Raw genomic sequence first — 17,776 nt, 5'->3', positions numbered from 1 at the left:
GCAGCGGTCATCATTTCCGGTTCAAGAACGGCGGCGAACACATGCGGACAGCATTAAACGGGTTATCCGGTGCTCACGTTTTTCAGTCCTTTGCCGCACTGGCCGATCAGGCCGTGGTCAGTGGAACCCGTTTTGCGGTGACTATCCTCATTGGCCGGATTGCCGGTCTGGAAGAACTTGGTCTTTATGCGATCGGTTTCTCAATCGTTATCCTGATGGTGACGGTGCAGGAATCGCTACTGATGTCGCCCTATGCCGTGCTTGGCCGCCGAGAGAGCGCTGCTGACCAACGGCGGTTTGCAGGCAGCATCCTTGCGCTGTCCTTTGTACTAAGTGCGATTTCCGCAGGCATACTGGTGGCAGCTGCTTTTGTGGCTCCAGCCATCGGTTATGCCGGTCAATCCGGATTTCTTTCCACATTGGCTCTGGTCGTCGGATTTGTGCTGTTGCAAAACTTTGCCCGCAAAATGTGTTTTGCACATTTTCAGCTCGGTACGGCCTTCCTGCTCGACGCGGGCGTCACAGTGCTGCAGATCGCAGGTCTGACGGTGCTTGCCGTCACCGCTTCCCTGACCGCAACAAAGGCACTTGCGATCATGGGCTTGGCAAGTGCCGTGCCCGGCATGGTTTGGCTTGTCGCAAAATGGCGCTTCTTTTCAATCGATTGGCGCGATGTGTCTCCACAACTTGCCAAGAATTGGAGCTTTGGCAAATGGATACTCGGCACCCAGCAAATCGCAGTACTCAGTGGCTCACTGATCTTGTGGATCCTCACAGCTCTCTCAGGCGTGGCGGCTGCAGGTCTGTTTGCCGCTTGTTCGATAGTTGTTACCGCCGCCAATCCCCTGCTCTTAGGTTTGAGCAATATTCTTGAACCACGAACCGCCAAAGCCTGGGCAGATGGGCACTTGTCTGAACTGCTTGGGATTGTTCATCGCACAACCCTTGCGGTGACCGGTACTCTCGCACTCTACTGGCTCGTCGTCTTTTTAGCTGGAGATACGGCGCTCGCCTGGCTCTTTAACAAACCCCAGCTCTTCGGGCAGGGGCATCTGCTTGCCGTGCTCGCCTTTGTGGTTCTACTACGCGGGTTTACACTGGCGCAAAGCTTCGGCCTCAGGGCGCTTGGCGTTCCCCGGAAGAATTTTGCGGCCACCCTGTTTAACTTGGCTGTGACCTTGGCGTCGGCTTATCCGCTGATGTTGGAACATGGTGCTCTAGGCGGCGGCTACAGCATGCTCTTCGGTGTGATAGCCGGGACGTGTGCACGGCTGTGGTTCTTCATCCGGACCACCCGGTCACTCTGACCAGAAGTCGTGCAAAACAAAACTATCGATTAAGCTTCTGCGAGAAACTGTTCTGCTGTGACACCCAGTGTTTCCCGCATGTAAGAAATGGTCGGGATCAAGCCTTCATTGAGCGGGATTTTCGGTGCCCAGCCCAGCATCTGTTCGGCTGCCATGATGTCCGGACGGCGCTGGCGCGGATCGTCAATCGGCAAGGGCCGTTTGGTGAACGTGGAACAAGACCCCGAGATTTCGATAATCCGGCTGGCAAGTTCGCGCATGGTAAACTCATCCGGATTGCCAAGATTGATCGGGCCCTTCACCGTGTAGTCCGAGTTCATCAGCGCAATCAGGCCGGAAATAAGGTCGTCTACGAAGCAGAAGGACCGGGTCTGGTTGCCGTCACCAAACAAAGTGATCGGTTCGTTTCGAAGCGCCTGACCAATAAAGTTGGTGACGACCCGGCCATCGTTCGGATGCATCCGCGGGCCATAGGTGTTGAAGATCCGCGCAATCTTGATCTGAATGCCGTGTTCCCGGTGGTAATCAAAGAACAGGGTTTCGGCGCACCGTTTGCCTTCGTCATAACATGAGCGGGGACCAATGGGATTAACATTGCCCCAATAGTCTTCCGTTTGCGGATGGACCGCAGGATCCCCGTAGACTTCACTGGTGGATGCCTGAAGAACCGGGACCTTCAAGCGTTTTGCAAGACCCAGCATGTTGATCGCCCCGAGTACCGAGGTTTTGGTCGTTTGAACAGGGTCGTGCTGATAGTGAATTGGCGATGCCGGGCAGGCCAGATTGTAGATTTCGTCGACTTCGACATAGAGCGGGAAGCAGATGTCGTGGCGCATGAAATCGAACCTGGGATGCTGGTGCAGATGATCGATGTTGCGCTTGGTTCCAGTAAACAGATTATCGACGCACAGGACTTCATGCCCTTCAGCGATGAGACGGTCAATCAAGTGTGACCCCAGAAAACCAGCTCCGCCGGTCACCAGGATCCTTTTCCTGCTTTCGTAAAGTCGCGCCATCAGCCGTACGTGTATGATTAATAATTAGTTAACCGCACACTAGGTGCATTGTCCGCCCATGAAAACCGGTTTCAATTCCTATGGTTAATGCTGTTGAGTTTTCCAAAAAACAGTCGATCAGGGGCAGGTCCGCCAACCCACAAATATCAAACTGTCAGGTAAAAAAACCGGTTGGAGCCTCAAACTGAATCTGTTGACCATCGCTGTCTCATGTGTTGCAGAATTTCGAGCCGCATCGTTCTCTGCGACGGTTGAAATGAAGCAATCGGTAAATCTTCATTCTGAATAGGCGCTCTTTTTTAAAAGCGCACTCATAGACCCAAGCTACCTCGATGAGACAGTGATGATCTTCTGTGATTTCGAATCGGGAGCCCTCGAACTAGCATCGTTGTAACACACACAAATGCTGAACTGCCCCAAGAGTTTAAGCTAGCACTGGCTGCCCGCGGCTTAACTCGATTTTGGACATTTGTGGGGTCAAGGCACAGCCTGTGCCATAGCACCTCTACTGCAATTTACTTCGTAGCCAGTCGGTGATGAACTCCATCACAAGCACGATGACAAAGATCACCAGGATAATCGCGGACGCATTTTTGTACTGGAAGAGATCGAAGGCCGCCTTCAATTCCTGACCGATCCCGCCAGCACCAACTAGACCGAGAACAACGGACGACCGGACAGCTTTTTCCAACGCAAACAGGGCTGTGTTGATCATTGATGGTGCGGCATCCGGCAATATTCCACCCATGAGGATAGACACCTTGTTGGCACCGATCGCTGCGAGCGCTTCCTGCGGTTCCTTGTCGGCGTCTTCCATGGCTTCCGCAAAAAAACGCCCGCAAAACCCAATTGTGTCGACAACGATCGTCATGGTGCCGGCAACGGCGCCAAGCCCGACTGTCACCACAAACAGAAGCGCCCAAACCAGATCCGGGATGGTCCGAAGAAGAGAGATAATAGCTTTTACCAGCCAGGATGCCGGACCGATGGGAGACACTTTTTTCGCAGCCAGCCACCCAATCGGAAGACTGAGAGCGATCCCGATCGCGGCACCCGCCAAGGCTATTTGAAATGTCTCGACGAGGCGCATTCCCACCCGCGTCAGGAAACTGGCTTCCGTGTTGGGCGGCCACATGCGGTCAAGCAGATTGACCATACTCGGCAACCCATCCGCCAATTGGCCAACGGATGGCGCAACAGAGTTGATGGAACTTAGAACAATCGCGGCAACAACAAGGACCAGCACGAAATTGATCGATGACATTCCCGAAAAACGGGACCGGGGGTCCTGGGGCACGCCACTCATTGGAATGTGTCCCGAAAGTCTTGGTCAGAAACCTCGCGCGAGACCTTGTCAAACAGGATCTGCCCATTCTTCAGAGCCACGATCCGATCGGAATAAGCAGCAGCGTGTTCCATGTCATGGCTGGTGAAGAGCAAAGTAATCCCATGCGCCTGGGCAAGTTCAGAAAACAGACGCATGACCTCTGTACCAGACACCGGATCTAGGCTTGCCGCCGGTTCATCGGCAATGATTAGCCGCGGCCCACGCACGATGGCGCGTGCAATTGCAACGCGCTGCTGCTGCCCACCAGACAACGCATCAGCCCGGCTTCGCGCCCTGTCGACCAGATTTACATCTTCAAGGGCAGACATGGCCTTCGCGCGCCAACTCGTGGGGGCCGTTGCCTGAGTGAACGCACGCCAACTGCCGGGCAAACCCAGCATGCCGTGGACAACGTTGCTCAGAACCGAGTGCCGTTTCACCAGACAGTGTTTTTGGAACACAAAACCGGTCTGCTTGCGCAATTGCGAGCGCTGCTCAGCGGTCGGCATGGAGCCAAAGGTTTCACCCAATGTTTGGACCGATCCCTCATTCACAGCATGCAGCCCGATAAGGCACTTTAACAAAGTTGATTTGCCGCTGCCGTTTGAGCCAATCAACGCGACCCGCTCGCCGTGGCGAATGGTCAAGTTGACGCCCTTCAAGACCGGAGCGTGGCCATTCTTGTACTGTTTCTTAAGTGCCGACGTTGCAATTGCAACATCTTTGGTATCGGCGAGAGGCGTGTGAAGCACCGCGCTGTCCTCAGGATTTTTGGTGTCAGTTTCCGGGGCAAGACACAGCGACAGCCCCGGAAAGGAGCGCGATCACCCGCGCTCCCGGTGTTTCCAGACGTGGTTAGTCACCAACGACTGAAGAGGTGTCGACACCAATGGTCTGATACATGTCGCGAACGTAGTTGTAGTTCTCATCGTTCACGCCGGTCAGGAAGAAGCCACCACCGTATTTTTGGTTGTCTTCGCCCTTCAGAACAGCAGCCATGAGAGCTCCGCTGTTTTCCAGAAATGCCGCCTTGATTTTTTCAAGTGCATCCCGATCCATGTCTGGGCGAGCGACCAGGATGTCGTTCGGAAGATCACGGCCCCGGGCAATGACCTTGAAGGCTTCGCCAGGAAACGCATCGCGAATGCGGCGCAGGTGGCTGTCATTCATGCCAACGGCCTGCACATCGCCGCGGATCAAGGCTTCGATGGCCACGTTTCGGGAAATGATCTGCGGTGTGTAGTCAGTGCCGTAGGCAAGACCGAAATCTGCCAGAACCTGCGCTGGGCCAAGATGCTGGGAGGTCGACCCGACGCTGCCGAAGGTCACGGTCTTGCCTTTGAGGTCCTGCGGCCCGTCAATCTCACCTTCTGCCATCACCACGATCTGGGCGAAGTAGTTCGGGCGCTGCCAAGCGACAACGATTTCTGCGTTGGTCAGTTCCTTCATTACGACATATTCTGCCGGACCGGTCAGAACCAGATCGACCTTTTTCTGGTTTATGGACTCAACGGCAGACGTCCGGGAGCTGACCGGAAACAGTTCGATGTCCAAACCTGTTGTGTCTTCCAGAGCCTTTTCAAAGGCAGAAAATTCCTGCTGCAGGGCTTCCAGGCCTTCGATGTCGGTGACCGCAAACCGAACAGGTTCAGCGGCAACAGGGAGCGCGAAAATCATTGCAGCTGCAGCAATGGCAGAACGAAGCATGTTGAATTCTCCAATGGCTATTCCTGTGTACACAGGAGTGTCATACAGCCTCCCTATAGATCTCCGTCGATAACGGTTTCATGACGCAGCCGCACCATTCTTAAAATATTCGAGGGCCCGAAATTGACTTCCATAAGTATTCTTGGCGGCGACGCTCTGAAAAATGATGATTTCATTCGTGAGCCGGTTAACATTCACTCAGGCGTTTTCGTTGATTCATCAAAAAGATTTAGCGGAACAGTTGACGCAGCGGACTGCTATATCCTCCCGGGTATCATAGATGTACACGGAGATGCTTTTGAGCGATCAATACAACCGCGGCCGAGTGTCGACTTCCCGCTTCCAATTGCGCTGGCGGATGTTGACCGGCAATTGATCTCCAATGGCATTACCACCGCTTATCATGGGCTGACTGTTTCCTGGGAACCGGGCTTGCGCAGCTATGAGGCTGCCGCCAATTTCCGAATGCACCTGAAAGCCCTGCGGGCAACGTTTGCCTCAGACATGCATCTGAACATCCGGTGGGAGACGTTTGCACTGAACCATGTCCAAGACATGATTGACTGGGTTCAGGACGACCCCAAGTCCGTTCTGTCACTCAACGATCACACGACCGCCTATCTCGACCTGCCGAAAACTTCATCGAAGATCAGCCGGATGGCCGGGAGATCCGGCCTTTCAGAAGACCAGTGCAAGACCCTGATCGAGCAGGTTTGGGAACGGCGCAACGAGGTGCCAGCTGCGATCGAAGCCATCTGCGCAGGAGCGCGGGATGCGGGCTGCTCCGTCTTCGCACATGACGAGTTAACCCCGGAAACCCGCACGGAACATCGCCGCTTGGGCGTCTCCGTGTCCGAGTTCCCTATGACCATCGCAACCGCCAAAAGCGCGGCCGACGAAGGCGAGCACGTAGTCTTGGGCGCCCCCAACATCGTACGCGGCGGCTCCCAGAACAACGCCATCGATGCAAGCGAAAGTGTGGCGTCCGGCCACTGCACCGTTCTGGCATCGGACTACTATTACCCAGCTCCATTGATCGCTGCGTTTAAACTGGTTGATGACGGTGTTCTTCCGCTGGAAAAGGCATGGAACCTCATCTCCAAAAACGCAGCCGCGGCGGCAAAACTGGCAGATCGTGGCGAGATAGCCGAAGGGATGCGGGCGGATTGCATTCTCGTGGACAAAAAGACCCGCAGCATCCGGATGGTGATTGCCAACGGTCAGGTGAAATATACCTTCAAATGAGGTGATCCAAACCACCGGGTGTGATGTGACCGATCTGGAACTATTTCGAACTCTCGCGCGCGAACCCTATCGAGCCAAAGGCGAAAAAGCCATCTGGCTGCAGATATGTGACCGTCTTCAGTTCGCGTATGAAAATGGCGAGCTGGCGCCTGGCATCAAGCTTCCCGGAGAAGTTCATCTCGCCGAAGTCTTTCAGGTCAGCCGGATCACCATCCGCCGGGCACTTTCCAAATTGCAGCAGGAAGGTCACCTTCACGCCAGAAAAGGTGTTGGCGTCTTTGTCCGCCAAAGACCTGAACGCTATGAAGTTGAAAGCAACATGAGGTTCGCCGACGGTTTCAAGGTCGCCCGCGATCGGGTGACCACTGAGACATTGAATCTCACACGCGGCGATGTTTCGTTTGAAGGCGGAGTTGCCCTTGATCTTCCGACCGGAAGCCAAGTTATCAAACTGCTCAGACGCCGCATTCTGGATGGCGAGCCGATTTATCTGACAGCCAAGGAGTTCCCGGCAGCGAAGTTTCCGGACTTCGAAGCGGTCTACAACGAAACTGGGTCGGTTACAGAGGTCTACAAAGCGCACGGTGTTACGCGCTACGAACGCGCCGAAACACGAATTGCAGGCGGATTTGCAACGGCGCGGCAAGCAAATGGACTGAACCTCAGTCCGCGCACGCCTGTTTTGGAAGTGATGGCGATCAATTGCGATCCAACCGGCACACCAATCGAGTACAACGCTGGGTGCTGGCCACTCTCAAGCGTCGAAATCGTGTTTCCCGGCGCAGTCCCCGGTCTTTAAAGGCAACATGAAAATCTGTTTCCTTTGATCTTATGACAGCAGCTCTTCTTCACACGGATCATACACTCGCTGATCAAGCTGATGTTTTAGAGCACTGATTGGGGCGGGAAGCTGACATTGCTTGCATTGGTTAAGAAAGTCATGAAGCAACTTTCTATAAACAAGCGAAGTTAGCTAGTTCGTTGCGCAATCCACCGCATCAATACAGACACCCAAAAAGCTTTTGATGAGCCGCAGGTCTTTTTTATCTCGCGGGATGACGACACAATCCCGGTACTCTTCCGGCATTTCGTGGACCGGGATCGCCACCAGTTCCTCTGACGGATACAGGCTGTTTTCCAGAAGTAATCCGACCCCAAGACCATGCAGCAGCGCTTCCTTGACCATCGGAAAGGTCGTGGTTTTCAAAATGCGCTGGAAGGTCAGATCGTGCTTTTTGATCTTTCGGTTTGCTACCCGCTGTGTCAACGATCCGTCCTCGGGCAAAACAAGTGTTTCGGTTTGAAGATCGACAAGCGAAAGCACTGGCTTTTTCGCCAGCCGGTGGTCGGCCCGCATATGTACCATGTATTTGGATCGCCGGAGCTCATGGGTCACGAGCGCCGGGTTTTCCTGAGGTTCGGTAACAATCGCCATATCCACCTGCCGCTCGTTCAACAACGTCATGGCCGTGGTCCAGTCATAGAGCGTGAAATCGATCTGAACCTTGGGATAGAGCTCTCCATACCGGGCAATAATAGGCATGGCAGGCCGGGGTGCGTTGGCAATCAGTCGAATACTGCCGTCCGTTAGAGCGCTGTAGTCGTTCACTTTTTCAGTGACCAACTGGTCCAGCGTCGCCAATCGGTCAGTGATTGAAAACAGCTCTATGCCCGCACGTGTCAGCTCCAGTCCGTCGCGGCGCCGAATAAACAGTTGGGTCCCCATCAGGTTTTCCAATTTGGCCACATGCTGGGTTACAGACGACTGCGTCACGTTGAGTGCGCGCGCAGCGCGGGAAAAACTGCGTTCCCGCGCAACATAAGTAAAAGCCTTGATTTGGTAGGGACTGGGCGAGGCGTTCATGACAGTTCCATGTTGTATGCATGAAACACGATAGCGCCCATTAGCAACGCTAATATTACGTCACAGATGGTTCAATCACGCTCGCTACGGTGATGGCAACTAGAGGGGCGATCATATGGCGGCCATTTCCTTAAAAGCGATCGAAAAGAGCTTCGGCGACACGTCAGTTCTTGAAGGGATCAATCTCGACATCGCGCCGGGAGAATTCCTGACACTTGTCGGGCCATCTGGATGCGGGAAGTCGACCTTGCTCCGGATTCTGGCAGGACTGGAGGCACCAAGTTCTGGTGACGTTCTGATCGACGATCGGAAAGTCAATCAGGTGCGCCCCGCTGACAGGAACCTCGCGATGGTCTTCCAGTCCTATGCGCTCTATCCGCATTTGACTGTTGGCCAGAACATGATGACGCCCTTGCGTCTCCGGGATTTATCCTTTGCCGAACGGCTTCCTTTTGCCGGCCCGCTGCTCGCAAAATCCAAGTACAAGGCGCTTTGGGCGCAGGTTCTCGAGTTGGCGAAAATTTTGCAGATCGATCATCTCCTTGATCGCAAACCCGGCCAACTCTCAGGCGGTCAAAGGCAGCGTGCAGCCCTAGGCCGTGCAATGGTCCGCAAACCGGCCGGATTCCTGATGGACGAACCGCTGTCGAACCTGGACGCGGCGCTACGCATTCATATGCGCTCAGAACTGGCCGAACTCCATCGGTCTCTTGCAACGACCTTCGTTTACGTCACGCATGACCAGGCCGAAGCTCTGACGATGTCAGATCGGATGGCTGTGATGATGGATGGCAACATCCTGCAGCTCGGCACGCCGGACGAGATTTACAACAATCCGCAGGACATCCGGGTTGCGGAGTTTGTTGGAGCGCCGAAGATCAACCTCTTGCCCGGGCATCTGGACAGCAATGGACATGCACGCTGCGGCGATGTTGTCTTGACGCGGGTCGCAGCCACCTCTTCAGACAAAATTACGATCGGACTGCGCCCGGAACATTTGAACCTCTGTGACGACACGGATCCTGAGGCTTTGAAAGGCCGGGTGGTTCACAAGGAAAACCTCGGCGCTGATATCTACCTGCACATCAGCCTTCATGACGGTGCGCATCGTCTCGTGGTCCGCTCAGCGCCCGTAGATGGTGTTGCCGTGTCCATTGGTCAAGACGTTGCCTTCAAGCGGCATCACGGTGTCGCCATGGCATTCGACCCGAAGGGAAAACGGGTCGATCTTACCGACAAGGCCGAAACCACCGTTGCGGAGGTGGCGTAATGCCCCGCTCCAAGGCGCACTATTGGTTTGTCGGCCCTGCCCTTTTCCTGATGTTTGTCATTTTGCTTTTGCCGATTGGCATCGCATCCATCATGAGTTTCACGAATTACAGCCTGGGCAATTCCGGCGCTGAATTTGTCGGACTTGAGAATTACGAGAAGATCTTCACCCGTTCCACCTACGAAAAGATGTTTGGAGCGACATTCCGGTATGTCTTTGTGGTTGTTCCACTTTCAGTTGGACTGGGCCTCGGCGCCGCGCTGCTCATAAATTCGACCAAGCGCTTCGGCGATCTTTACAAGACAATCTACTTCTTGCCCGTGATGGCTGCGTTGATTGCGATGGCCATCGTTTGGGAGTTCGCCTTTCACCCGACCATCGGGATCGTCAATTCCACATTGGAGCGCGGTTGCGGCACTTTTCTGGAAGTCTGGGGCTGGTACGCACACGGGTGTGAACGCGGCTTCCCGCTCTGGCTGACCGACCGCGACTATGCCATCTGGACGGTCGCCTTCATCGGGGTCTGGCAAGGCTTTGGCTTCAATATGGTGCTCTACCTCGCGGGTCTGACCTCTGTGCCGCGTGAGCTTTACCAAGCGGCCGAAATGGATGGCGCAAAGTCGGCCTGGGACCGGTTCCGGCTTGTCACCTGGCCAATGCTTGGCCCGACCACGGTCTTCGTCGTCACCATTTCGTTTATCCGCTCGTTTCAGGTCTTCGACACGGTCGAGGCGTTTTACCCGCAAGGCGGCGGACCGTCGAAATCGGTCTACGTCATGATGTTTGCCATCTACGAAAAAGCCATTCAGCAAAACCTCATGGGAATTGGCGCCGCCATAACCGTTGTCTTCCTGGGATTTGTCATGTTTCTCACGCTCGTCCAGCGCTGGCTGGTGGAGAGAAGGGTTCATTACACATGAGCGACATAACTCTTTCCTCGACCAGTACCGTCAGCCTGCCAGCCTTCCGGTTTTCAGCGGTGGAAACCCTGAAACACATGGTCCTGATCCTTGGCAGCCTGATCGTGCTGCTGCCGTTTTACGTGATGGTCAGTTACAGCTTCAAAAGCCCGGCTGAAATCATGCAGAACATCGGCGGTTTCTTCGGCGCGCAGGAAGCATTCCGCGACGACTATTGCATCAAGCTCGGCAAGGATGTCGCCGATTGCATGGTGACACCGATCATCTACAACTACACCACAGCTTTTGAGAAAGCGCCGCTCATCCGGTACCTCCTCAACGGCGTGATTGTTACGGCGTCCATCTTCTTTATTCAGGTTCTTGTCGCGCTGCCCTGCGCCTATGCGCTGGCAAAACTCAGGTTCTGGGGGCGCGAAGCTGTCTTCGGACTGGTTCTGTTCTGCCTGCTTATTCCGGTCCATGCCATCGCGCTGCCGCTCTACATCATGCTGGCCAAGGTCGGGCTGACCAACACCTATGCCGCGCTGATCATTCCGTGGACCATCTCCGTGTTCGGCATTTTCCTGATGCGCCAGTTCTTCATGACCGTCCCGGATGACCTCATAGACGCGGCGCGGATGGACGGCATGAACGAGTTTTCGATCATCTGGAACGTCATGTTGCCGACCGCGATCCCTGCCCTCTTGGCCTTTGCGATCTTCTCGGTCGTTGCGCATTGGAACGATTACTTCTGGCCACGGATCGTCATCACCGGCGACAGATCACTGTTCACCCCACCGCTTGGCTTGCGCGAATTCAAGGGCGATGCGGATGGCGACAACTTCGGCCCGATGATGGCGACCGCGACGATCATCGTGGCGCCGCTGATCGTGGCCTTCCTGATCGCTCAGCGCCGTTTCATCGAAGGCATCACGCTCAGCGGGATGAAATAGACCGAAGAGCTCAAAAACATGCGGGGCCGCCCAAGGGCAGCCCCATCACCGAAATCCCGCGAGGGGATCAACCGGGAGCGGACGAGTTTGGCGACCAGCCACTCCCACGGCAACAGACGGAGAGTTCCATGAAAAAGACCCTCACCGCAATAGCGCTACTGCTGGCAGCCTCCGCTGCACATGCAGACGAAAAAGTAACGATCGAATTCGCATACCCGTATTCCCATCTTTTTGATGTGACGTACGAAAAAATCCTGCCGAAGTTCAACGAGCAGTTTCCGAACATCGAAGTGAAGATCCGGGCGACATACGAATCTTACGAAGACGGCACCAACACCATCCTGCGTGAAGCGGTTGCCGGCACGCTCCCTGACGTAACCATGCAGGGTCTGAACCGTCAGGCGATCCTGGTTGAAAAGGGAATTGCCAAGTCGCTCGAGCCCTTCATCCTGAAGGAAGAGACGTTCGAAAAAGACGGCTACCACGATGCCATGCTGAAGCTCGGCTCGTTCAACGACGACATCTACGGCCTGCCGTTTTCTGTCTCCCTGCCAGTCGGTTACTACAACATGGATGTCATGGCGAAAGCCGGCATCACATCTGTTGCCGACCTGCCGAAGTCCTGGGACGAAGTCGTTGAAGTTTGCGGCAAGCTCCATGACGCAGGCGTTAAAAACCCGATGTTCTGGGGCTGGAACATCACCGGCAACTGGTTCCTGCAGGCTCTGATGTGGTCGCAGGACAAAGCCACAATGGAAGGCAATGCGTTCCAGATTTCTTCCAACGAAGGTCTGAAGTCTCTGGAAACCATGAAAGGCATCTTCCGCGGCTGCGACATGCAGAACATTGAGTGGAAAGCGGCCCTTGCCTCCTTCTCCGCTGACGAAATCGGCATGATGTTCTGGTCGACCTCTGCTTTGGGTGCTGTTGAGCGTGCCAAAGGCGATTTTGAGCTGAAGACCAACGAGTATCCGGGCATCGAAGCATCTGGCCCTAAAGGCCTGCCAGCTGGCGGCAACGCGGCCATGCTTGTATCTTCTTCTGAAGATCCGAAGGTCCTGAACGCTGCCTGGGAATGGCTCAAGTTCATCACCTCCGGTGAAGGTGCTGCCGACGTAGCCCGTACAACGGGCTACATGCCGCCGAACAAGGCTGCCAACGAAGTCATCCTGGCGGATTTCTACCAACAGAACCCGAACAAAGAGACCGCCGTTCGCCAGTTGCCACTGCTGCGCGACTGGCAGGCTTACCCGGGTGACAATGGCTTGGCGATCACTCAGGTCATCTACGACGGGATCGAAGGCATCGTAACCGGCGAATTCGACGACATGGCCGAACTCCAAGAGCAGCTGGACGAAGAAGTCTCAGATCTTCTGCCGTCCAACTGATTTACCTTCCTTCTTGCGCCGCCCGGTCTACCGGGCGGCGTTTTTCATCACAAAAATAATCCAAGGAGGAAGCTATGAAACTTCTACAACTGACGGACATTCATTTGACCAAACCGGGGGACACGATTGCCGGACGGGATCCGAATGAGAATTTCCGAAAAGCCCTTCGTCACGCCATAACCCATCATCCCGACGCCGAAGTCATTTTTATTACCGGTGATCTCTCTGATTGGGGCGACAAAGACGATTATCTGCGCCTGAAAGCAGAAATCGCTGAATGCCCGCTCCCTATTCATTTATGCATTGGCAATCACGACGAGCGGGACGTTTTCCTGTCTGTTTTTCCGGAAGGCGCGGACGAGAGCGGCTTTGTTCAAACGGTTGTTCCGCTGAGTGAAGGAACGGCAATTCTGTTGGATACCTGGGGACCGGATACCCATGCCGGTTTCTTCTGCTCCAAACGGCAAGACTGGCTTGATCGGGAGCTCACTAACGCCACGGCCCCGGTTTTTTTGTTCATGCACCACAACCCGGTGCCAATTGGCATTGCACCCATGGACCAGATCATGCTGCAGGATGCGGACGGATTTGGCCAAGTCGTCTCCCGGCATGCGGCCAAGATCCGGCACATCTTTCATGGGCATTGCCATCTGCCTCTGGCCGGTTCCCTGCACGGTGTTCCCTTTAGTGCACCGCGCGGCACCAACCATGCCGGATGGCCGGATTTCGCCAACAAGGGCAATCTCGCTGGGTCGGACTTGCCGGAAAGTTATGCAGTCGTCCTCGCTGAGGAAACCTCGACCATGATCCACATGATTGAATATGGATATGAGGGCACCGTTCGCCGTGAGGGATCACCCGATTACGCGGACTGGGATCGCCTCACCATGGTGCGTTAACACACGAGTGCTTCTGGGCAGTATCAGATGGACACTCCTGGTTCTCCGGAGTGTCCGATATACGTTCAAGTTGACCTAGAAAAAGCTCCGCAAAACAGCACATTCATTTCATTGACATCGCAACTAGTTTTCACAACGAAGCCAGGTAACATCGTCCACGCATTGTTGCAGTTTTTCTTGGATATCGGCACTACAGGCAACGCGAATTTCGCCGAGATATAACTTGTTGGAAACGCAACCTGATAACGTTCAGACTCAAACGAAAACCGATAAATACATTAATGTTCGTTTACTTGGTCCAAGTCCGCTTACCTTCATAAGCAAAGACACGAACATAACAAAAGGTTTCTCACACTATAATCGGCAGTTCCTCGACCTTGTATTCCAATCGAATGGTCCGCCTCAGGCGAGGGTCAAAGAGTTCCATACGATAGGACCTTGCTGGTCGGATCGAACCAATCGCCGACAACGTACCGCACAGCATTGCGCTGTTATTGGAGAACTCTGATTTTTCGATCAAACTGCTGAGCGGCAGGATTCTCGCAAGCGGTCCTTCCTGATAAAGCCCCCACTCCCCACCCTCTTCGATCTGACAGCGTAAAATCAAATCATCCAGATGATCCGCGACGTCCTTAAACCTCCACAGCTGATTGGATACCGGCTTGGGACAAGCTTGTTTGGAAGCGGCAACCGAGATGGCTTCCAGCTCCCGGTCGGTGTGATCGGAGGCCAAGCCGAGCCATACTTCGCCGTCACTCTGCAAAAGTAGCGGCTCAGCCTCGCCTGACGTTGCCTTTCCCAGTACCTGAATATGCGACGTCTGAACGAGACAGTTTTCCGACACCCGGTAAAACAGAGGCGTCTGTGATGGCGGAGCAATGCCGAGCTCGGCAAGTTCCTGAATATGATGGTCGACGGCGTCCTTGTCCCGCCCGGTCCACCCCGCAACGATTACCTGCTCGACAGGGCAATCGAGGGGCGTGTCGCCGTGAAAAAACTGCACGTCTTATCCTCCAAGGATTGATGGCAAAAACAGCGCTATGCCGGGGAATGCAATCAGTGCTGCCACCATCAACAACATCGCGATCACGTATGGAACGGCGCCAAGCATGACTTCGCTCATTTTTCCAGAGCGCCGGGCCCCTTGAACAACATAGAGATTGAGACCGACAGGGGGTGTGATCAGAGCCATTTCGATGAGCACGATCATCAGGATCCCGAACCAGATCGGATCAAAGCCCTGTGCCACCACAAGCGGCACGATGATCGGAATGGTCACGACCATCAGAGAAAGGGTTTCGATGAAGAACCCCAATACGATGTAGATCAGCACCACAACGAAAATGGTGCCCATGGGCGACAGACCCAACCCGTCGAGAAAGCCTTGCAACTCCCGGCCCAGACCTGCGGACGCCAATGTGAAATTCAGGAACGATGCGCCGATGACAACCAACATGATCATGGACGTGATCTTGACTGTGCCAATGATGCTTTCTGCGAACATCCTGTAGCTGATCCCGCCGAACAGAGCAGCGATCGCGATCGCGCCGGCAACTCCGACGGCTGCCGCCTCGGTGGGCGTTGCCCAGCCTTGATAGATACTGCCGATAATGGCGGTGAACAGAAGAAAGATCGGTACCAATTGCACCAGCGAGCCGAGCATGTCGGTAAGACCGAACACCCGCCGCTCCCCACCGAGTGACGGCTGCATCAGGCAGATGACTGCGGTGATCAGCATGAAGCCGATGGCAAGTCCGATCCCGGGTATCAGGCCCGCTAGAAAAAGCTGCGGGATCGAAGTCTGGGTTAAAAACCCGTAGACGATCAAGTTAATCGAAGGTGGGATCATGATGCCCAATGTGCCGCCGGCGGCAATCGCGCCGGAAAACAGCTTGGGGTCGTATCCCAGTTTCTCCGCTTGGGGCATGGCAACGGTTGCGACAGTGGCCGCTGTTGCAACGGAGGATCCGGACGTTGCGGAGAACATGGTGGCCGTTGCGATGTTTGCATGGACCAATCCGCCCGGCAGCCAGCTCACCCATCGGTCGAGAGCTGCATAGGTGCGCGCGGCAATACCGGACCGCACCAGGATTTCACCCAGCAAAACAAAGAACGGGATTGCGATCAGTGTGGCATTGTTGGAGGTCGACCAGACCTGATTGCCCAAGCCGCGAATGAGCGGAAACGGGCTGAAGAAAACATCAATGCCGAAGCCGAGCAGAAAGAGCACGATCCCGACAGGGATCGACATGGCCAACAGACCAAGCAGACCGGCTGAAAGATAAACAATCACTGAGCCTGCTCCACTTCAGCATAGGCACCGATGGCCTGTTCGCTCTTATCAAGCTTTCGTTTGAAGATCAGGATCCCCGCCAGGACGACGGTGAACCATGCAACCACGGCAAACCAGACCCACCCGGCGAACCACGGCGCTTGCACCCAGGCCAATGGTGTTTCAAGGGGGGTGTTGGCGCGGGAAGAGTTTGCAAGCGAACGGGCAAGAACAGGCCAGCATCGCCAGGCAATCAAGGTCACTGTTCCGGCAAGAACCGCAAGGGAGAACAGATCAAAGATTGCCCGTGCCATCCCATGGGTGCGTGAACGCAGGATGTCGATCCGCACGTGCCCGAGTTCAAGCAATGTGAAGGCCATCCCCCAAGAGGTGGCAATGGCCATCACATAGCCTGAGATTTCGTCTGTGCCGCCAAAAGAGGCCCCAAATTGTCGAAGCACAACGTCGATGAGCACCACGCCGGCGCAGACCAGCAGACCCAATCCTGTTAGGATTGCAATCCGACGGTTCCATCGCCGAAGGTGGTTCAGAACATTTTCTTCCATGGGGCCCTCTGGTTCTAACGATTAGTTTGCGATTGTAACGCCGACGGTTTTACCCACCGAAGCGTTCCAGCGGTCGGCCCAATCGCCACCGGCACGGCTTGCCCAATCCGGCAGAACTTCGCTCACTAGAACATCCCGTGCCTTAGCGAAATCAGCATCTGACACATCGACCAAGATCATATTGCGCGCTTCCCCAATGGGGCATTCGCCTTTGCCGGTCAGGCAGGCAATGTCATTGACCAGCGCATCTTGGGCGCTTGCCCAGGCTGGAGCTTCAAAATTGGTCTTGACCTGCTCGCTGATGAGTGCCTGTGTGTCCGCATCCAGACCGTTCCACTTGTCCAAATTGACAGCAGTCACGACACTGTCCCAGCCGCCAAGCGGGATCGGCATGAGATGCGTGGAGACTTCCCACCAGCCGGCCGAATACCCGGAGCCTGCTCCCGTTACCGCGCAATCGACGACACCCTTTTGAAGGGCGCCTGGAACTTCAGAGAATGAGACATTGACGCCTTCGGCGCCCAGCGCTTCCAAAAACTTCGCTGTCATGCGGCCGGAGGCCCGGATCTTGAGCCCTTCAAGGTCGGCCAAGCTGGCGACTTCAGCGTTACAGAAAACCACCTGCGGCGGATAAGGAGCAATTGCCAGAACATGGCTGTTGAAACGGTCGCGGTAGATATCTGCCACCATCGGGCGCGCCGCATCGACCATCGCGCGGGCGTCGTCGGCATTCAGCGCCAGAAGAGGCACATCAAGGCCTTCCAGCTCTGGTGCGTCGGCAACCGCGTAGTCGGCAACGGTCATACCGACATCGTAGACCCCATCACCAAGCAAACGAAACACGTCGGCGACACCCAGATTCATCTGGTTGTGGGTTGTCAGCGACACATTGATTTTACCGCCGGAAGCTTCCGGAAGTGTCTCGCTCCAGAAAGGAGCCTCATATTGCTTGTGAAGCGGCAGGCCCGACCAACTGCCGACAACCGAAAGCTCTTCGGCTATGGCTGGCGTCGCCAGGATCGTGGTTGCGGCGAGAAACGTAAGCATGCGGTTCATGGTAGTC

At 55.1% G+C, this 17,776-nt stretch carries 17 protein-coding genes; 8 read left to right on the top strand and 9 right to left on the bottom strand.

Annotated features, from left to right (window positions below; genetic code table 11):
* Positions 1-41 precede the first annotated feature (41 nt).
* Positions 42-1,307, top strand: a complete 1,266-nt coding sequence (locus ACOOFE_RS05460; protein ID WP_420414023.1) for a lipopolysaccharide biosynthesis protein — start codon at positions 42-44, stop codon at positions 1,305-1,307.
* Between the two features lie 29 nt (positions 1,308-1,336).
* On the opposite strand, the gene ACOOFE_RS05455 is transcribed toward ACOOFE_RS05460, so the two are convergent.
* The 4 genes from ACOOFE_RS05455 to ACOOFE_RS05440 form a co-directional block, all read right to left on the bottom strand.
* Complete coding sequence (locus ACOOFE_RS05455) at positions 1,337-2,323, bottom strand: UDP-glucuronic acid decarboxylase family protein (protein WP_420414022.1); 987 nt, start codon at positions 2,321-2,323, stop codon at positions 1,337-1,339.
* 505 nt (positions 2,324-2,828) lie between these two features.
* The gene (phnE, locus tag ACOOFE_RS05450; protein WP_420414021.1) at positions 2,829-3,629 is read right to left on the bottom strand and encodes a phosphonate ABC transporter, permease protein PhnE; all 801 of its coding nucleotides are present in this window, start codon (positions 3,627-3,629) and stop codon (positions 2,829-2,831) included.
* Positions 3,626-4,402, bottom strand: coding sequence for a phosphonate ABC transporter ATP-binding protein (locus tag ACOOFE_RS05445; RefSeq protein WP_420414020.1), 777 nt, complete (start codon positions 4,400-4,402; stop codon positions 3,626-3,628). The genes phnE and ACOOFE_RS05445 overlap by 4 nt, the downstream gene beginning before the upstream one ends.
* Before the next feature lie 103 nt (positions 4,403-4,505).
* Positions 4,506-5,357, bottom strand: a complete 852-nt coding sequence (locus ACOOFE_RS05440; RefSeq protein ID WP_420414019.1) for a PhnD/SsuA/transferrin family substrate-binding protein — start codon at positions 5,355-5,357, stop codon at positions 4,506-4,508.
* 123 nt (positions 5,358-5,480) lie between these two features.
* Between ACOOFE_RS05440 and ACOOFE_RS05435 the strand changes: the two genes are divergently transcribed.
* Complete coding sequence (locus ACOOFE_RS05435) at positions 5,481-6,602, top strand: alpha-D-ribose 1-methylphosphonate 5-triphosphate diphosphatase (RefSeq protein ID WP_420414018.1); 1,122 nt, start codon at positions 5,481-5,483, stop codon at positions 6,600-6,602.
* A 25-nt stretch (positions 6,603-6,627) separates the two neighbouring features.
* Positions 6,628-7,401 carry a phosphonate metabolism transcriptional regulator PhnF gene (gene phnF / locus ACOOFE_RS05430; protein WP_420414017.1) on the top strand — a complete coding sequence of 258 codons (774 nt, stop codon included), beginning with the start codon at positions 6,628-6,630 and terminating at the stop codon, positions 7,399-7,401.
* Between the two features lie 174 nt (positions 7,402-7,575).
* Here phnF and ACOOFE_RS05425 read toward each other — a convergent pair whose 3' ends face one another.
* Positions 7,576-8,466, bottom strand: a complete 891-nt coding sequence (locus tag ACOOFE_RS05425) for a LysR substrate-binding domain-containing protein (protein WP_420414016.1) — start codon at positions 8,464-8,466, stop codon at positions 7,576-7,578.
* Between the two features lie 115 nt (positions 8,467-8,581).
* Between ACOOFE_RS05425 and ACOOFE_RS05420 the strand changes: the two genes are divergently transcribed.
* The 5 genes from ACOOFE_RS05420 (at position 8,582) to ACOOFE_RS05400 (ending at position 13,875) form a co-directional block, all read left to right on the top strand.
* The gene (locus tag ACOOFE_RS05420; protein WP_420414015.1) at positions 8,582-9,736 is read left to right on the top strand and encodes an ABC transporter ATP-binding protein; all 1,155 of its coding nucleotides are present in this window, start codon (positions 8,582-8,584) and stop codon (positions 9,734-9,736) included.
* A complete protein-coding gene (locus ACOOFE_RS05415) occupies positions 9,736-10,656 on the top strand; it encodes a carbohydrate ABC transporter permease (RefSeq protein WP_420414014.1) in 921 nt (306 codons plus the stop codon). The genes ACOOFE_RS05420 and ACOOFE_RS05415 overlap by 1 nt, the downstream gene beginning before the upstream one ends.
* Positions 10,653-11,588 carry a carbohydrate ABC transporter permease gene (locus ACOOFE_RS05410; RefSeq protein WP_420414013.1) on the top strand — a complete coding sequence of 312 codons (936 nt, stop codon included), beginning with the start codon at positions 10,653-10,655 and terminating at the stop codon, positions 11,586-11,588. Before ACOOFE_RS05415 ends, ACOOFE_RS05410 begins: the two co-directional genes overlap by 4 nt.
* 128 nt (positions 11,589-11,716) lie before the next feature.
* Positions 11,717-12,976 carry an extracellular solute-binding protein gene (locus tag ACOOFE_RS05405; RefSeq protein ID WP_420414012.1) on the top strand — a complete coding sequence of 420 codons (1,260 nt, stop codon included), beginning with the start codon at positions 11,717-11,719 and terminating at the stop codon, positions 12,974-12,976.
* Positions 12,977-13,050: 74 nt separating this feature from the next.
* Positions 13,051-13,875: a phosphodiesterase gene (locus tag ACOOFE_RS05400; protein ID WP_420414011.1), complete on the top strand. Its 825-nt coding sequence runs from the start codon at positions 13,051-13,053 to the stop codon at positions 13,873-13,875.
* A gap of 349 nt (positions 13,876-14,224) precedes the next feature.
* Here ACOOFE_RS05400 and ACOOFE_RS05395 read toward each other — a convergent pair whose 3' ends face one another.
* From ACOOFE_RS05395 to ACOOFE_RS05380, 4 genes are read right to left on the bottom strand one after another with little or no spacing between them, the layout of a single operon-like run.
* Positions 14,225-14,878, bottom strand: a complete 654-nt coding sequence (locus ACOOFE_RS05395; RefSeq protein ID WP_420414010.1) for a DUF2848 domain-containing protein — start codon at positions 14,876-14,878, stop codon at positions 14,225-14,227.
* Between the two features lie 3 nt (positions 14,879-14,881).
* The gene (locus tag ACOOFE_RS05390) at positions 14,882-16,126 is read right to left on the bottom strand and encodes a TRAP transporter large permease (RefSeq protein WP_420415546.1); all 1,245 of its coding nucleotides are present in this window, start codon (positions 16,124-16,126) and stop codon (positions 14,882-14,884) included.
* Between the two features lie 38 nt (positions 16,127-16,164).
* On the bottom strand, positions 16,165-16,713 hold the full coding sequence (locus ACOOFE_RS05385) for a TRAP transporter small permease subunit (protein ID WP_420414009.1): 549 nt from the start codon (positions 16,711-16,713) through the stop codon (positions 16,165-16,167).
* Between the two features lie 21 nt (positions 16,714-16,734).
* Positions 16,735-17,769 (bottom strand): TRAP transporter substrate-binding protein, encoded by a 1,035-nt coding sequence (locus tag ACOOFE_RS05380; protein ID WP_420414008.1) that lies wholly within the window; start codon positions 17,767-17,769, stop codon positions 16,735-16,737.
* Positions 17,770-17,776: the final 7 nt, after the last annotated feature.

It is taken from the genome of Roseibium sp., from assembly GCF_965216085.1.
In the GTDB taxonomy this organism is placed as follows: domain Bacteria; phylum Pseudomonadota; class Alphaproteobacteria; order Rhizobiales; family Stappiaceae; genus Roseibium.
Note: the sequence above shows the minus strand (reverse complement) of the source record. Positions and strands in the feature narration are given on the sequence as shown.

Bases quoted from the DNA above. Each gene is read 5' to 3' on its own strand.
- ACOOFE_RS05460 (WP_420414023.1), top strand. From the start codon at position 42: ATGCGGACAGCATTAAACGGGTTATCCGGTGCTCACGTTTTTCAGTCC.
- ACOOFE_RS05455 (WP_420414022.1), bottom strand. From the start codon at position 2,323: ATGGCGCGACTTTACGAAAGCAGGAAAAGGATCCTGGTGACCGGCGGA.
- phnE (WP_420414021.1), bottom strand. From the start codon at position 3,629: ATGAGTGGCGTGCCCCAGGACCCCCGGTCCCGTTTTTCGGGAATGTCA.
- ACOOFE_RS05440 (WP_420414019.1), bottom strand. From the start codon at position 5,357: ATGCTTCGTTCTGCCATTGCTGCAGCTGCAATGATTTTCGCGCTCCCT.
- ACOOFE_RS05425 (WP_420414016.1), bottom strand. From the start codon at position 8,466: ATGAACGCCTCGCCCAGTCCCTACCAAATCAAGGCTTTTACTTATGTT.
- ACOOFE_RS05420 (WP_420414015.1), top strand. From the start codon at position 8,582: ATGGCGGCCATTTCCTTAAAAGCGATCGAAAAGAGCTTCGGCGACACG.
- ACOOFE_RS05415 (WP_420414014.1), top strand. From the start codon at position 9,736: ATGCCCCGCTCCAAGGCGCACTATTGGTTTGTCGGCCCTGCCCTTTTC.
- ACOOFE_RS05410 (WP_420414013.1), top strand. From the start codon at position 10,653: ATGAGCGACATAACTCTTTCCTCGACCAGTACCGTCAGCCTGCCAGCC.
- ACOOFE_RS05405 (WP_420414012.1), top strand. From the start codon at position 11,717: ATGAAAAAGACCCTCACCGCAATAGCGCTACTGCTGGCAGCCTCCGCT.
- ACOOFE_RS05400 (WP_420414011.1), top strand. From the start codon at position 13,051: ATGAAACTTCTACAACTGACGGACATTCATTTGACCAAACCGGGGGAC.
- ACOOFE_RS05390 (WP_420415546.1), bottom strand. From the start codon at position 16,126: ATGTCGATCCCTGTCGGGATCGTGCTCTTTCTGCTCGGCTTCGGCATT.
- ACOOFE_RS05385 (WP_420414009.1), bottom strand. From the start codon at position 16,713: ATGGAAGAAAATGTTCTGAACCACCTTCGGCGATGGAACCGTCGGATT.
- ACOOFE_RS05380 (WP_420414008.1), bottom strand. From the start codon at position 17,769: ATGAACCGCATGCTTACGTTTCTCGCCGCAACCACGATCCTGGCGACG.